Origin of the sequence: Bacillus sp. FSL K6-3431, assembly GCF_038002605.1 — a bacterium.
GTDB lineage: Bacteria > Bacillota > Bacilli > Bacillales > Bacillaceae_C > Lederbergia.
Window position 1 is genome coordinate 25,051 of record NZ_JBBOCT010000001.1, and the last position, 16,121, is coordinate 41,171.

A 16,121-nucleotide genomic window follows, 5' to 3' on the forward strand; every position below is an offset into this window, starting at 1 on the left:
TTAGACGCAAGTCGTCAGTAGTGTGATGTGAGGAGGGGTTAAATGCCCTAATGTATTTTAGAGATCTTAATTATGCTGTTTCTAAGAAAGTTTAGTGACGTACAAACTGCGCCCACAGGATGTCGGTGCGTTTACGTTACCACAGGACGTGGCGTTCTTAGTCGACGAATCTTTTTCGAATAAAGGAAAACATGGTAAGCGCTGGCCATCTTTGTTCGTCACCGAAGGTGCAGTACATCCCGTTAATCGAAACGCAAAGAACAGAACAGCATAATTAAGATCTTTAGTTTGGTCTAATTCATCAATGTATTTTAAGAGGAGTGGATTTTATGTCTTATCGACAAAGATTGAACTTATTTATTTTTTTAGATTCCTGTATTATATTAACGGCTATTTTTTTTGGCTTTTTTCTAGTAAACGCTAATTTTCATATCATTGCTTTACCAGTTATGATCGCTTCTATCTCCATCTTAATAAGTCATCACATATTTTCATTCAGGTTTAAAATCTATAAAAAGGCGTGGGAGTATGCGAGCATAGGAGAATTAATTATTATTTTTAAAGTTGTCACTTTATCGATAATAGTCGCTAGTTTCGCCCAGCTACTAATAATAAATGAAATTTACTTTAGACTGCTTGCAGTAACCTGGTTACTACATATGTTGTTCATCGGAGGGTCAAGATTTTGTTGGCGTATATACCGAGATAACTTTTTGAATAAAACCGATAATAAAAAACGAACGCTCATTATTGGGGCGGGATCTGCCGGCACGATGGTAGCAAGACAATTACTGAAAAATAATGATGCAGACCTTTTGCCGGTGGCATTTATTGATGATGATAGTAGAAAACATCAACTAGATATACTAGGTCTTCCCGTTTATGGAGGAGTGAATCGGATAGAAAACGCCATCCAAGATTATAACATCGAAAATGTAATTATTGCTATTCCATCACTATCTCAAAAAAAATTAAACATCATCTTTCAAGAATGTGCAAAAACCAAAGCCAAGACGCAAATTCTTCCCATGTTAGAGGATCTCGTCACTGGTAAAATCGCCGTTACCCAATTCCGCGATGTGCAAGTAGAAGATCTTTTAGGAAGAAAACCAATTGAATTAGATATTGAAAGTATTTCAGATTCTATAACGAATAAAATTGTATTGGTAACAGGTGCAGGAGGTTCCATAGGTTCGGAAATTTGCCGCCAAATATCCAGCTTTCACCCACAGAAACTAGTGTTATTAGGCCATAGTGAGAATGACATTTATGAGATTGAAATGGAATTACATGAAAAGTTCGGCCATATAGCAATGGAGTTTCCAACTGAAATTGCGGATATCCAAGATGCTAAGAAAATGATGGACGTGATGAATCGGCATCATCCTCATGTTGTGTACCACGCTGCAGCTCATAAGCATGTACCATTGATGGAGTACAATCCGGAAGAAGCAGTTAAAAATAATGTAATTGGAACGAGAAATGTCGCAGAAGCCGCAAGTTGGCATGGGGTAGAAACATTTGTCATGATCTCCACAGATAAAGCGGTGAATCCCACAAGCGTCATGGGGGCAACCAAGAGGCTGGCTGAAATGATTATTCAGCATATGAACAAAAAAAGCAGAACAAAATTTGTCGCAGTTAGGTTCGGTAATGTTTTAGGTAGTCAAGGCAGTGTCATCCCATTATTTAAAAAACAAATAAAAAAAGGCGGACCACTTACAGTTACCCATCCAGACATGCTTCGCTATTTTATGACTATTCCTGAAGCTTCCAGATTAGTCATTCAGGCTGGAGCGCTAGCTAGAGGAGGAGAGATCTTTGTATTAGATATGGGAGATCCGGTAAAAATTGTCGACTTGGCTAGAAATTTAATCAAGTTATCAGGGCATTCTATTGATGACATTGGAATTGAATTTACTGGGATTAGGCAAGGTGAAAAGCTTTTTGAAGAATTACTCAATCAAAATGAAGTTCATAAAAAACATGTATTCCCAAACATTTATATCGGAAAAGCATCGGAGCTTTATTTACACGAAATAGAAGAGCTTTTATTAACATTCTCGATTATAGATAGGAAAGCATTAAGGGAAACACTTCTTCATTTGGCGAATAATAAAGGAAATCTGATACCAGAACGAGCTATGTCAGTTTCGGGATAAAGGAGGCGAAAAAGGGATGAAAGTAAGAAAAGCAATTATTCCAGCTGCTGGTTTAGGAACGAGATTTCTACCAGCAACAAAAGCGATGCCAAAAGAAATGTTACCGATTGTTGATAAACCGACAATTCAATATATTGTGGAAGAAGCGATTGAATCAGGAATCGAAGATATTATTATTGTAACAGGAAAAGGAAAGAGAGCGATTGAAGATCACTTTGATCATTCTTTCGAATTAGAGCAAAGCTTAATGGAAAAAGGAAAGTATGATTTATTAGATAAAGTACAAAAGTCATCAAAGATGGTTGATATCCATTATATTCGTCAAAAAGAACCAAAAGGCTTGGGGCATGCAGTTTGGTGTGCACGTAAATTTATTGGCGATGAACCATTTGCTGTTCTACTTGGTGACGATATTGTTCAAGCCAAAAAGCCTTGTCTAAAGCAAATGATAGAACAGTATGAGAGATACAATGCATCGATACTTGGAGTTCAATCTGTTCCAGAAAGCGATGTGTCAAGATATGGAATTATTGATGGAAATGTAATTGGAGATCGCTTTTATAGCGTGAATCATCTCGTAGAAAAACCAATACAAGCGGAAGCACCTTCCAATCTAGCAATTATGGGCAGATATATTCTTAATCCGAGAATCTTTGGAATATTGAATGAACAGAAGCCAGGGGCTGGAGGAGAAATCCAGTTGACAGATGCAATCGCTCGACTAAATCATTATGAAGCTGTTTACGCTTATGATTTTGAAGGTGTTCGCTATGATGTTGGTGAAAAAATGGGCTTTATTCAAACGACGATCGATTTCGCTTTACAAAGAGATGAGTTAAGAAAAGACTTACTAGATTATCTATCCTCTGTACTTGAGAGAGAACTAATCAGATAGGTGAGAGCGATGAGAAAAAAGGTGTTGTTTTGTGCAACGGTTGATTATCATTTTAATGCTTTTCACTTACCATATTTAAAATGGTTTAAGGAGCAAGGTTGGGAAGTACATGTAGCTGCATCAGGAAAGATGGAATTACCATATGTAGATAGAAAATATGACGTACCTATCCACAGGTCACCCTTTAAAAGAAAAAACTTGGATGCTTATAATGAATTGAAAACAATCATAGAAAAGAATCAATATAATATTATTCATTGTCATACACCAATAGGGGGAGTTTTAACTAGATTAGCAGCCCGAAAGGCAAGGAATGATAGGACGAAAGTAATCTATACTGCACACGGATTTCATTTTTGTAAAAATGCACCATTTCTGAATTGGTTGATTTATTATCCGATCGAAAAATGGCTAGCAAATTATACTGACTGTTTAATTACGATTAATGAAGAGGATTTTGGGTTAGCGATAAATCATCAATTTAAAGCAAATAAAATTGCGCATATCCATGGAGTAGGAGTAAATACGGAGCAATTTACGCCTGTAAATGAAGAAGACAAATTGAAATTAAGGGCTAAGTATCATTATGATAATGATGCTTTTTTACTATTCTATGCAGCTGAATTTAATAAAAATAAAAACCAACAAATGCTCATTGAGGCATTAGCTTTGGTCAAAGAGCAAATACCTAATACGAAGCTTATTTTTGCAGGGGATGGTCCGTTATTGGAAGATAGCAAAAAACTAGCAATAAAGCTAAAAGTCGCAGGAATGATCGATTTTTTAGGCTATCGTAAAGACGTAGAATCCCTATTAAAAATGAGTGATCTTGCTGTTGCATCGAGTGTACGTGAAGGATTGCCGGTAAACATCATGGAAGCAATGGCATGTGGATTACCAATTATAGCTACTGATAATAGAGGTCATAGGGAACTTGTTTCGGACAATAAAAATGGCTGGCTTATTAGCAAGGATTCGATCCAACTTTCTGAAAAGATTGCTATTCTTGCAGTAAATAAAGCTTTAAGAGATCAGTTTGGTTCACACAGTCGACATATCATTGTAAACAAATATAGCTTAGTAAAGATTCTAGAAGAAAAAAGCAATATGTATAAAGAAGTAATGGATGAGATGGAGGAAAATCAGTGGGCAATCCATTAAGAATATTGCATGTTGTCGTCAATATGAATCGTGGTGGAGCCGAGACGCTTATTATGAATTTGTATCGGAATATCGACCGCACGAAGATTCAATTTGATTTCTTGACATGTAAGGCTGGGGCTTTTGATGAAGAAATAATAAATAAGGGCGGGAAGATTCATCGAATTCCTTATGTTTCAGATGTAGGGCATATGAAGTATCTAAAAGCATTAAATCAATTTTTTGATACCCATAAAAGCTATCCAATTATTCACTCCCATTTAGATAAGATGAGTGGAATGGTGCTTCGATCGGCAAGAAAGGTAGGTATTCCAGTGCGTATATCACATAGTCATAATACGCAAAGTGAAGGAGGCTTGGCTGCAAGAACATATAAGTGGTTAGTAGGAAAGTTTATTATTCCCAATTCTACGGCACTATTTGCGTGTTCGAATGATGCAGCTAAATGGCTTTTTCAAAGGAAATCAAGCACCAGTCAGATTTTAAAAAATGGCATTGAATATGATAAGTTTTCCTTTTCCAATGAAGTTAGACAACAGATAAGGGCAGAATTAATGCTAGATGATCAATCCTTCATTCTTGGGCATGTTGGTAGATTTGCACATCAAAAGAACCATACCTATCTCATTGATTTATTCGCGGAATTTAATAAAGTCAGAGAAAATGCTGTTTTATTATTAATAGGTGATGGTCCATTACGCCCAGTAATAGAAGAAAAGGTACGAAAACTTGGCTTAGAAAAGAAGATTAGGTTTCTAGGGATACGCAGTGATATAAATCGAATCCTTCAAGGGCTAGATATCTTTGTATTTCCATCCTTGCATGAGGGGTTACCGGTTGCATTAATAGAGGCACAGGGGGCGGGCTTACCTTGTCTCATATCAGATTGTGTATCGACAGAAGTCGATCTAGGCATGAACCTAGTTGATTATGCGCCTCTTAATAATACACAAGTATGGGTAAATAAGATGGAAAGAATAACAGCCAGTCAAATGGAAAGAAAAAGTGAACAAGTTGCTTTTTCTGACAAAGGGTATGATATTGCAGCTACTGCAAATAAAATTGAAGATTTTTACTTAACTATTTCGGGGTGAAATAATGAAGTTATTAACGATATTTACTCCAACTTTTAATCGAGCCTTTTGCTTGGATAATTGTTACCAAAGCTTATTACGCCAAACGAGTAAAGATTTTGTCTGGCTTATCGTTGATGATGGTTCAACAGATAGCACGAAACAATTAGTGGATGAGTGGCTCCAAGAAAAGAAGATTGAAATCAGATATATTTGGCAAGAAAATGTTGGTATGCATGGTGCGCACAACACTGCGTATGAATTAATTGATACTGAGTTGAACGTTTGTATCGATTCTGATGATTATATGCCAAAGGATGCTGTAGAAAAGATCAATCACTTTTGGAGAAAATACGGTAGTGAAAAAGTGAGTGGCCTAATTGGATTAGATGCAAACACGAATAATGAAGTGATTGGCACAAGATTACCAGAAAAATTGAAAAGTTCAACATTGTTTCATCTCTATAATGACCATGGTATCACAGGTGATAAGAAGCTTGTTTTCCGCTCAGAATTAACGAAACAATTTCGATACCCAATTTTTCAAAACGAAAAATATGTAGGGTTGGCATATAAATATTATATGTTAGATAGGGAATATGAAATGTTACTTTTAAATGAAGTATTATGTTGCGTGGAATATCTTCAAGATGGTTCATCATTAAATATGTTTAATCAATACAGAAAAAACCCGAAAGGTTTTGCATTTTATCGAAAAGAATTGATGAAATTACCATTTGCAGATATAACGTATAAATATAGGCAGGCTATACATTATGTGTCTAGTAGCTTATTAATGAATAACAAAAATTTCTTAAAAGAAACCCCAAGTAAAGGATTAACTATTATAGCTATTCCAATGGGCATACTACTATATTTTTATATTTTATCGAAAACAAGAGTCGCAAAAGATTAAGCAAATTATATAAGTTGTCTCTATTTATAGGAGAGGAAATAATATGACCTTTCTATGGTTAAATCTTTTCATCGTATTTATACTATCCTTTTTTGCTAGATATTTTTCCACTGCAGTATTAGCGGCAGGTTCGATACCTACAATTAAACCCAATAAAACCTTAGTAACCGGTGCACTACTGTCACTAGTAATCATTTCTGGTCTTAGAAATAATATTGGAGATACTTATTTTTATAAACGTATATATGAGATCAATGATTTTACTTGGGAATTTATCACCTCACAGAAAGATATTGGTTTTGGATTGCTACAAATGCTCTTAAAAAATTATTCAGATGATCCCCAAATCATGATTTTTACAACTGCTCTGATCACTAACATTCTGATCATTTCTGTTTTATTTAAATATTCCAGGATGTTTGAGCTAAGTACGTATGTTTATATTACAGGTGGCTTATTTTTAGTTTCAATGAATGGTATTAGGCAAGTGCTTGCCGCAGCCATTATTTTTACCGCGACGAAATACTTAATGAATGGAAGTTGGGCCAAATATTTCGCTGTTGTTATTCTTGCCTCCATGTTCCATCAAAGTGCATTGATTCTGATTCCGATTTTTTTCTTAGTTAGGTATAAAGCGTGGTCTAATGCAACATATATTTTGCTTTTTTTCTCGATCGCGATAGTAATTGGTTTTGATCAGTTTTCAGCGCTTTTATTTTCTGCTATTGGGGACACACAGTATGGGCAATATTCAAATTTTGATGAAGGTGGAGCAAGCATTGTTCGTGTTGCTGTAGATGCTGTACCGCTTGTCATCGCTTATCTTGGCAGGGAGAAATTTAGGGAGATATTTCCAAGCAGTGACTATATCGTTAACATGGCTCTAATCGGCTTTATTTTCATGCTCATTTCCACGCAAAACTGGATATTTGCAAGATTTGCTATTTATTTTAGTTTATATCAATTAATTCTCATATCCTGGATCATCAAACTTTTCTGTAAAAAAGATCAAAGATTCGTTTACTATGTGTTACTTATTTGTTATGGATTATATTATTTTTATGAAAATGTAATCACATTAAATATTCTTTATAAAAGTGACTTTCTCGAGCATTTATTTTAACTTCATTCAGCAGAAGTTCCCCACTTCTATAAGTGGCGGGATGAATGCGATTTACCTAATTCAGTGGGAGTGCAAACTCCGGCTGAATGAAGTGAAAGCCTCCGGCGGATGTCACAGATTTTCAGAGGAGGTTTATCGAGCGAGCTCGATAAAATCTGGACGCAATTCCCGCCAAGGCGTAATTGATCTTAGGGGGCAGGAAATGATGAAAATAGATCCTCCTAAAAGGGTCCTCCATATTGTAAGTTCAATGGGGAGAGGGGGTGCCGAAACATTAATCATGAATATTTATCGAAACATAGACCGTAGAAAAGTCCAATTTGACTTTATTACTCATAATTATGACATAGAAGACTATGATGATGAAATTAAGGAAATGGGTGGAAAAATATATAATATTCCCAGCCTTGGAACTATCGGTCCTTTTCAGTATATGAAAAAGTTGATGGCTATCATGTCTGATAGTACTTATGTTGCAATCCATGCTCATACGGATTACCAAAGTGGTATTCCGGCATTAGCAGCGAAAATGTGCGGAATAGAAAATAGGGTTTGTCATTCACACAGTAATAATTGGCTAAAACAGCATGGTTTTAAAGAAAAGCTCATGTTAAAGGGGTTACAAGCAATAATTAAGTTCTCAGCAACAAAGCTTTGTAGCTGTAGTGAAGAAGCAGCAAGGTTTTTATTCGGAACTAATAAAGTGAGTATTCTAAAAAATGGGATTGATATAAGTGAGTATACCGAAACGGACCCAAACAATAGAAAGAGTGTGTTAAAGGAACTTTATTTATCTGAAGATGCAAAGGTCATTGGTCATGTAGGCCGTTTTTCGGAATCAAAAAATCATCTGTTCATCTTAAGGGTTTTGAAAAAGCTAGTGAAAGAGGACTCAAGATTTGTAGCCATCTTAGTTGGGGAGGGTCCTTTAAGGAAAGAAGTTGAGATAGAAGCTGAACGGATAGGATTATTGGAACATATTAGGTTTTTAGGAGTTAGAACTGATATTCCTAGACTGATGAATGCCTTTGATGTTTTTCTTTTCCCATCTTTATTTGAAGGCTTCGGTATTGTCATGCTAGAAGCGCAAAGTTCTGGGACTCCTTGTATTGCCGCAACGTCAGTGCCTAAAAGTACGGATATGGGGCTAGGGTTAGTAAAATACCTTCACCTTGAGGAACATATTGACCTATGGTGTGATGGCATTAAAGCCTCCCTTTTAATTGATAAGCCAAATAAGTATTTCATAATAAACAATATATCGGAACTTGGATTTAATATTCAAAGGAATTTGAATGATTGGTTAAGATTATACGGAATTAGCAACACTGAAGTTCCTCAAAGATGAATAGCGAGGTAATCCTAGAATGAAGAAAAAAATATTAATCACCTCTTTTGATTTGGCAATTGGCGGTGTGGAGCGTAGTTTAATCGGTTTATTAAATCATTTTGACTATAGCAAATACGATGTAGATTTAATGCTTTTTAAACATGAAGGAGAATTTTTCCCATATTTACCTTCAGAACCACATCTGTTAGCAGAAGTACCGAAGTACACTACCTTTCGGAAATCAATTAGTCAGATCGCAAAGGAAGGATATTATCAGCTAGGGGTTTCAAGGGCATTAGCAAAATCAATTAGTTATTTCCACGGGAAAATAAAAAATATCGATGAGCCAGGATATTTAACCATCCAATATGGATGGGAAATGACAAGTCCCTTTTTACCAAAACTGAATAATGAATATGATGTGGCCATAGGTTTCCTGTGGCCACATCACTTTATAGGTGGGAAAGTGAAAGCGAAGAAAAAAATTGGCTGGATCCATACGGATTACTCAAATATTCATGTCAATAAGAACATCGAAAATCGGATGTGGAATAAATTAGATCATATCGTCGCTGTTTCGGATGAGTGTTCACAAACTTTTTTGAAAGAATATCCAGATTTCAAAGAAAAGACTTTAGTGATTGAAAATATTCTATCTCCTACTTTTATTAAAGAACAAGCAAGCTTAGAGGTGCCGATAGAAATAAAAAAGTCACCAACAAAAACAATTTTAGTAACAGTAGGACGGCTTTCACATGCAAAAGGTTTAGATCAAGCAATAAGGGCTTGTAAGAAATTGGTTGATGAAGGATATGACATTGCATGGTATGTAGTTGGATATGGTCCCCTTGAAGATACATTAAAGAAATTAATTGATCTATTAGCTCTTCAAGATCGCTTTATTCTATTAGGTAAAAAAGTGAACCCTTATCCTTATATAAAAGCATGTGATATTTATGTTCAGCCATCCAGGTATGAAGGGAAGGCAGTAACGATTCGCGAGGCACAGATTTTAGGAAAACCAGTTGTCATTACTAATTTTCCAACTGCAAAAAGCCAAGCATGTGATGAATTTGATGCGCTAATCACACCGCTTAGTATAGATGGTATCGTTACAGGCATTCAGAGATTAATAGAAGATAGGCAGTTAAAAGAAAGTTTAATATCCAATATAAGTAAAGAAGATTATGGAAACGAGCTGGAAGTAGAAAAACTATATCAATTAATGGAAGCATAAGGGGTTGATCATACATGGCTATACTTATTACGGGTGGAGCCGGCTATATCGGCAGTCATACATGTGTGGAATTATTAAATGCAGGTTTTGAAATTATTGTCGTGGATAATTATATCAATAGTAAACCGCAGTCATTAAAGCGTGTGAGCGAGATAACTGGCAAAAGTTTTAAAGCGTACGAAATGGATTTGTTAGATGAGGAGAAGTTGGAAAAAGTATTTACAGATAACACCATTGATGCAGTTATTCATTTAGCGGGATTAAAGGCGGTTGGCGAGTCTGTTCATACCCCACTTTTGTACTATGAGTTTAATATTATTAGTACAGTAAGACTATGTAATGTAATGAAGAAATATAATGTGAAAAATTTAGTTTTTAGCTCATCAGCTACTGTATATGGCGTACCAGAATCCATTCCGATTAACGAAAATGCACATTTAACCGCAATGAGTCCATATGGAAGATCTAAACTAATGATTGAAGAAATCTTACGCGATCTGTATGAATCGGATCACGGTTGGAGTATTGCACTTTTAAGGTATTTTAATCCAGTTGGAGCCCATGAAACCGGCCTTATCGGTGAGGCACCTAACGGCATCCCTAATAATTTAATGCCTTATATTACTCAAGTGGCAGTTGGTAAATTAAAAGAATTAAACGTCTATGGCAATAGTTATCCAACGTTTGATGGTACGGGTGTAAGAGACTATATTCATGTAGTTGATCTGGCTAAGGGACATTTAAAAGCGCTTGAAAAAGCAACTGAAAAACCCGGTATAGAGGCGTATAACCTTGGAACTGGGAAAGGATATAGTGTATTAGAAATGATAGCTGCTTTTGAGAAGGCATCAGAAAGAAATATACCATATAAAATAACTGGTCCGCGCTCTGGTGACATTGCCGTTTGTTACGCGGATCCTTCTAAAGCAATAATAGAACTTGGTTGGACTGCGGAAAAGGGAATTGAAGAAATGTGTACAGATTCCTGGAGATGGCAATTCAATAATCCAAATGGTTACGATGAGAATACAAATATATTAAATTCAGCTAATCCTCGCTTATTTACATTTAGCGGGGATTTTCCTGTTGAACTGGTAAATGAAGATGAGTATGTAAAAGAATTAAACTATTAGCCTAGGAGTGGAAAATGAATGAAAAGACTCTTAGATACTATCTGTTCCATCTTTTTATTAATCCTATTTTCACCACATTTGTTGATCACCGGATTATTAATCAAAGTGATATTAGGTGGTCCAATCTTATTTAAGCAACAACGTCCCGGATTACAGGCAAGACCATTTTATTTATACAAATTTCGTACAATGACGGATAAAAGGGATCAACAAGGAAATCTACTTCCAGACAATTTACGTCTTACTACTTTTGGTGTATTCCTACGAAAGTGTAGTTTAGATGAATTGCCTCAACTAATAAATGTGATCAAGGGAGATCTTAGTTTAGTAGGACCTCGCCCCTTATTAATGGATTATCTACCACTGTACACAGAAGAACAATCCAAACGTCATTTAGTTAGACCAGGAATCACCGGTTGGGCACAGGTGAATGGACGGAATGCGATAAGCTGGGAACGGAAATTTGAATTAGATATTTGGTATGTGCACCATCAATCCCTGTTACTTGATTTAAAGATTTTATTATTAACGACAAAAAAGGTGCTTTTGTCAGTCGGAATAAATCAACCGGGAAATGCTACAATGGAAAGCTTTACTGGAACAAAGTCTACTGTAAAAGAGGGGCATGGATGAAAATAGCTATTATTGGAAAAGGCGGTCATAGTAAAGTCATTCAAGATATTATTTCTTTGCATAGTAGACTTAAAATTGTTGCGTATTTGGATGATAAATATGATGAATTATCAAGAAAAGAAGATATATTTTTTGGTCCCATATTAGCCGCGGAAATAATTAATGACATGTTTAAAGATGTGAAGTTTATTATTGCAATCGGAAATAATAAACTTAGAAGATTGATTGTTAATCAGTTAAAACTTACCAAAGAAAGTTATGTAACACTCATTCATCCAACCGCAACCATCAGTATAAGCGCAAAAATAGGCTGCGGATCAGTTGTTATGGCCCATACAGTAATTAACGCTGATACTCATATTGGTGAACATACGATTATCAATACAGCTTCCGTTATTGAACATGATAACCAATTAGGCGATTTTGTTCATATCTCACCTAATGCAACATTAACTGGCGCGGTTAAAATTGAGGATGGTGCGCAGGTTGGGGCTGGAGCGACAATTATCCCGAAAATAAAAATCGGAAAATGGTCAGTTATCGGGGCAGGTGCAACTGTCATTCATTCTATCCCTCCTTATTGTACTGCTGTTGGTGTGCCAGCTATAGTAAAAAATAATCAACTGATAGAGGGTGTTTAAATGATTGAGATAGCTAAGAAAGATAGAATTTTTCTTTCGCCACCGCATTTATCAGGTAATGAAATGAAATATATGCAAGAAGCGATTGATACGAATTGGATTGCGCCACTTGGTCCGAATGTAGATGCTTTCGAAGCCGAAATAGCTAGTTACGTAGGAGCTAAAGGAGCTGTTGCAGTTAGTTCAGGTACTGCAGCGATTCATTTAGCTCTTTCTTTATTAGAGGTTAAAACGGGAGATATTGTTTTTTGTTCGAGCTTAACGTTTGTAGCAAGTGCTAATCCTATCCTATATCAAGGAGCGGAACCAGTTTTTATCGATTCCGAGCCGGAAACCTGGAATATGTCCCCACAAGCACTTGCAAGAGCTTTCGAAGAAGCGGCACTTGCTGGAACATTGCCGAAAGCAGTAATCGTTGTTCATTTATATGGCCAAAGTGCGAAAATGGATGAAATACTTTCTATATGTAATCAATATGATGTACCAATGATTGAGGATGCGGCTGAGTCACTAGGTTCTATTTATAATGGAAGGAAAAGTGGTACCTTTGGAAAACTTGGTGTGTTTTCATTTAATGGGAATAAAATTATTACTACATCAGGGGGCGGAATGCTCGTATCAAATGATGTAGTCGCTTTACAAAAAGCACGCTTTTTAGCCACGCAATCTAAGGACCCTGCACCACATTATCAGCATAGTAAGGTAGGATTTAATTATCGAATGAGTAATATTTTAGCAGGGATGGGAAGAGCACAGCTTGAAGTATTGGAAAAAAGAATTATATCTAGGAGATTCATATTTTCACAGTATTATCGGGAATTATCTCATATACCAGGCATTCATTTTATGCCAGAATTGAAAAATACGCTGTCTAATCGCTGGCTTACAGCTTTAACAAATGATGAGAGTAAAACAGGAATATCTACTGGCGTTTTATTACGCGCGTTAGTGGAGGCGAATATTGAAGCGCGCCCTGTTTGGAAGCCCCTGCATTTGCAACCACTATTTAAGGGGATGAAATACTTTCCACATCAAGAACATCATAATGTATCGGAACAATTATTCATGACTGGCATATGCCTGCCTTCTGGTAGTAATATGACCGAAGAAAATTTAATGAGGGTGATCGATTGTCTTAAAGATGAATTAAACCAAAGGGTTTAGGAAGTCTATCCTAAATGGATAAAAGAGGTATATAAATGATAGGGAAAAATATATGTAAAATACGAAAAAAAAAGGGACTGACATTAACAGAGCTGGCAAATCGGGCTGGTATAGCCAAATCATATTTAAGCAATATTGAAAGGAATGTGAATAAGAATCCTTCCATAAATGTGATGGAAAAAATAGCCTCTGTTTTAGAAGTAGACCTTAAAACACTACTAGATCCAGAATTGACTAATGAGCCCAAACTACCTCAGCTTGATGCGGAATGGATTGATCTTGTACATGAACTAAAGGAATCAGGGATCAAAAAAGAAGAAATTAAAGAATTTAAAACATTGCTTGAATTTATTAAGTGGCAAAATAAGCATACTAAAGATAGTTAATTTATAGATGTAAATGATAAGTTTTAAAAAAAGTAAAATAGGCGGGTTAAGATGTCACGAAAAGTAAGTATTATTGTTCCCGTATATAAGGTTGAAAAATATATTCATAGATGTGTAGATAGTATTTTAGAACAAACTTACACAAATGTGGAAGTTATTTTAGTGAATGATGGATCACCAGATAACTGCGGTCCGATTATTGATGACTATGCTAGTGAGGACTTCCGGATTGTAGTAGTACACAAAGAAAATGGTGGTTTATCGGACGCTAGAAATGTTGGAATGGAATATGTAACAGGAGAATATACGTTGTTTGTAGATAGTGATGATTGGTTAGAAAAGAATATGATTGAAGAAATGGTGAATATAGGTCTTAATTTTAAAGCTGATATTGTGCAATCGGCTTTTTATTATGCCTATGAAGACCATTTACTTTATGATAATCGATACTATTCAAAGCGAGATTCTCCTACCATTTTAAACAATCAAGTTCTAATGGCTGAATTGGTAAATAACCAAAAGGTTAAAAACTTCGCATGGGGAAAACTATATAAAACAAAAATCATCAAGGATCTACCTTTTAAAAAGGGGGTATTATTCGAAGATGTATTTTGGGCTCATAAAGTGATGCAGCAAGTAAATACTTATGTTATCGTGCATCAACCAATGTGTTACTATTTCCAGCGGAGCGACAGTATTGTTGCTCATTATACATTAAAAAATTTAGACATATTAGAAGGCCTCAAAGAAAGACATCGTTTTATTGAAGAAAATTATCCTGATTTAACAGATGAATCTTATAGAGTGATATTGAAAACCTGTTTGATTCATTACAATCTCTTATTTTTAAATAGAAAAAAGGACAAAGCAGGATTACGAAGAAAAGAAATCCACGCTTATATCAAACGTAATTACAGCGAATTCGGGAATGCTGCCAAAGGAGACACACAATTGGAGCAGCAGTTGCGGTTGTTTAAGCTACATCCATATGTAAATATATTTTTCCTCTTAGTAGGAAAAATTCTAAGGAAGTTAAGATTTATACCTCGGCCTATCGGGTTAGAACGAATCAAGCTTCATTCTAGAGTATGACCAAAAAGGGGAATTACAGAATGAATCAGCTAGTTGGAAAACTGAAAAAGTATATAGCTTTGCTCATGATTCACATTTTTAATTGCTTTCCTATTAAGGGAAATAAAATTTTTATGTTTAGTTATTATGGTAGTCAATATGGATGTAACCCTAAATATATAACGGAGTATATGCTCCAGCATACTCCTAAGGGAAGATTTGATATTGTATGGGCCTTTAATGATATAAAACAAAAGGAGCATATACCTAATATAAGAAAAGTAAAAACCATGACTTTTCAATACTTTTATGAGCTATGTACGTCTAAAGTGGTGATTACGAATTTTAGAACGACAGATTTATTTGTAAAAAGAAAGAAACAGTATTACATCCAAACATGGCATAGTTCATTACGCTTAAAGCAAATCGAAAAAGACGCAGAAGATGCACTTCCACCGAACTATGTCGAGATGGCTAAAAAGGATTCAAATAAATGTGATCTCTTATTATCTGGCTGTAAATATAGTACAGATATCTTTAAGAGGTCTTTTTGGTATGATGGAGAAATTTTTGAACACGGGACACCAAGAAATGATTTACTTTTCAAAAAAGATCCTTTAATAAAAGGGGGAATTTTAAATGAATTAAACATACCTATTGATTATAAGGTCATTTTATATGCCCCAACCTTTAGAAAAGATAATGATCTAGCAGTATATGATTTGAATTATTCTAATATATTAAAAGGTTTAAAAGAGAAATTTGGTGGAAGATGGATATGTTTAGTAAAATTACATCCCCATTTAATGTCAAAATCTAGCCAGTTAGTTTATGGCGATCATGTTGTAGATGTGACTAGCTATAACGACATTCAAGAACTACTAAATATTTCTGATGCCTTAATAACTGACTACTCATCCTTGATGTTCGATTATTCAATTACAGAAAGACCGTGCTTTTTATACGTACCTGATTATAAAGAATATATAAAACAAGACAGAAATTTATATTTTGATTTATTGGAATTGCCCTTCAAAAAAGCAATGAACAACGGGGACCTTCTTGAAAAAATAAAATTATTTGATTCGGAAAAATACAATGGCGACTTAAGTCACTTTTTTGAAGGAATTGGCTCCTTTGAAAATGGAAATGCTAGCGAGGTTTTAGTAAAGCGAATAAATAAAATTTGCTTTTAG

At 35.3% G+C, this 16,121-nt stretch carries 15 protein-coding genes; all 15 read left to right on the top strand.

Features of this window, described 5'->3' with window-relative positions:
* Positions 1-329 precede the first annotated feature (329 nt).
* The 15 genes from MHB53_RS00135 to MHB53_RS00205 all read left to right on the top strand — a co-directional run bounded on the left by MHB53_RS00135 (position 330) and on the right by MHB53_RS00205 (position 16,121).
* The gene (locus MHB53_RS00135; RefSeq protein ID WP_340914824.1) at positions 330-2,162 is read left to right on the top strand and encodes a polysaccharide biosynthesis protein; all 1,833 of its coding nucleotides are present in this window, start codon (positions 330-332) and stop codon (positions 2,160-2,162) included.
* 16 nt (positions 2,163-2,178) lie between these two features.
* Entirely contained in the window at positions 2,179-3,057 is an 879-nt protein-coding gene (gene galU, locus MHB53_RS00140) for a UTP--glucose-1-phosphate uridylyltransferase GalU (protein ID WP_340914826.1), read from the top strand.
* Between the two features lie 9 nt (positions 3,058-3,066).
* Positions 3,067-4,218 (top strand): glycosyltransferase family 4 protein, encoded by a 1,152-nt coding sequence (locus MHB53_RS00145; RefSeq protein WP_340914828.1) that lies wholly within the window; start codon positions 3,067-3,069, stop codon positions 4,216-4,218.
* Positions 4,203-5,312: a glycosyltransferase family 1 protein gene (locus tag MHB53_RS00150; protein WP_340914829.1), complete on the top strand. Its 1,110-nt coding sequence runs from the start codon at positions 4,203-4,205 to the stop codon at positions 5,310-5,312. The genes MHB53_RS00145 and MHB53_RS00150 overlap by 16 nt, the downstream gene beginning before the upstream one ends.
* Before the next feature lie 4 nt (positions 5,313-5,316).
* Positions 5,317-6,207: a glycosyltransferase family 2 protein gene (locus MHB53_RS00155; protein ID WP_340914832.1), complete on the top strand. Its 891-nt coding sequence runs from the start codon at positions 5,317-5,319 to the stop codon at positions 6,205-6,207.
* 43 nt (positions 6,208-6,250) lie between these two features.
* Entirely contained in the window at positions 6,251-7,330 is a 1,080-nt protein-coding gene (locus MHB53_RS00160) for an EpsG family protein (protein WP_340914833.1), read from the top strand.
* A 202-nt stretch (positions 7,331-7,532) separates the two neighbouring features.
* Positions 7,533-8,678: a glycosyltransferase family 1 protein gene (locus tag MHB53_RS00165; RefSeq protein WP_340914836.1), complete on the top strand. Its 1,146-nt coding sequence runs from the start codon at positions 7,533-7,535 to the stop codon at positions 8,676-8,678.
* A gap of 19 nt (positions 8,679-8,697) precedes the next feature.
* Positions 8,698-9,897, top strand: a complete 1,200-nt coding sequence (locus tag MHB53_RS00170; RefSeq protein ID WP_340914837.1) for a glycosyltransferase — start codon at positions 8,698-8,700, stop codon at positions 9,895-9,897.
* Between the two features lie 14 nt (positions 9,898-9,911).
* A complete protein-coding gene (galE, locus tag MHB53_RS00175; protein ID WP_340914839.1) occupies positions 9,912-11,030 on the top strand; it encodes a UDP-glucose 4-epimerase GalE in 1,119 nt (372 codons plus the stop codon).
* Between the two features lie 18 nt (positions 11,031-11,048).
* Entirely contained in the window at positions 11,049-11,663 is a 615-nt protein-coding gene (locus MHB53_RS00180; RefSeq protein WP_340914841.1) for a sugar transferase, read from the top strand.
* A complete protein-coding gene (locus tag MHB53_RS00185) occupies positions 11,660-12,304 on the top strand; it encodes an acetyltransferase (protein WP_340914843.1) in 645 nt (214 codons plus the stop codon). Before MHB53_RS00180 ends, MHB53_RS00185 begins: the two co-directional genes overlap by 4 nt.
* The gene (locus MHB53_RS00190; RefSeq protein ID WP_340914845.1) at positions 12,305-13,468 is read left to right on the top strand and encodes an aminotransferase class I/II-fold pyridoxal phosphate-dependent enzyme; all 1,164 of its coding nucleotides are present in this window, start codon (positions 12,305-12,307) and stop codon (positions 13,466-13,468) included.
* 35 nt (positions 13,469-13,503) lie between these two features.
* On the top strand, positions 13,504-13,854 hold the full coding sequence (locus MHB53_RS00195) for a helix-turn-helix domain-containing protein (protein WP_340914846.1): 351 nt from the start codon (positions 13,504-13,506) through the stop codon (positions 13,852-13,854).
* Positions 13,855-13,905: 51 nt separating this feature from the next.
* The gene (locus tag MHB53_RS00200) at positions 13,906-14,946 is read left to right on the top strand and encodes a glycosyltransferase family 2 protein (RefSeq protein ID WP_340914848.1); all 1,041 of its coding nucleotides are present in this window, start codon (positions 13,906-13,908) and stop codon (positions 14,944-14,946) included.
* 20 nt (positions 14,947-14,966) lie between these two features.
* On the top strand, positions 14,967-16,121 hold the full coding sequence (locus MHB53_RS00205; RefSeq protein WP_340914850.1) for a CDP-glycerol glycerophosphotransferase family protein: 1,155 nt from the start codon (positions 14,967-14,969) through the stop codon (positions 16,119-16,121).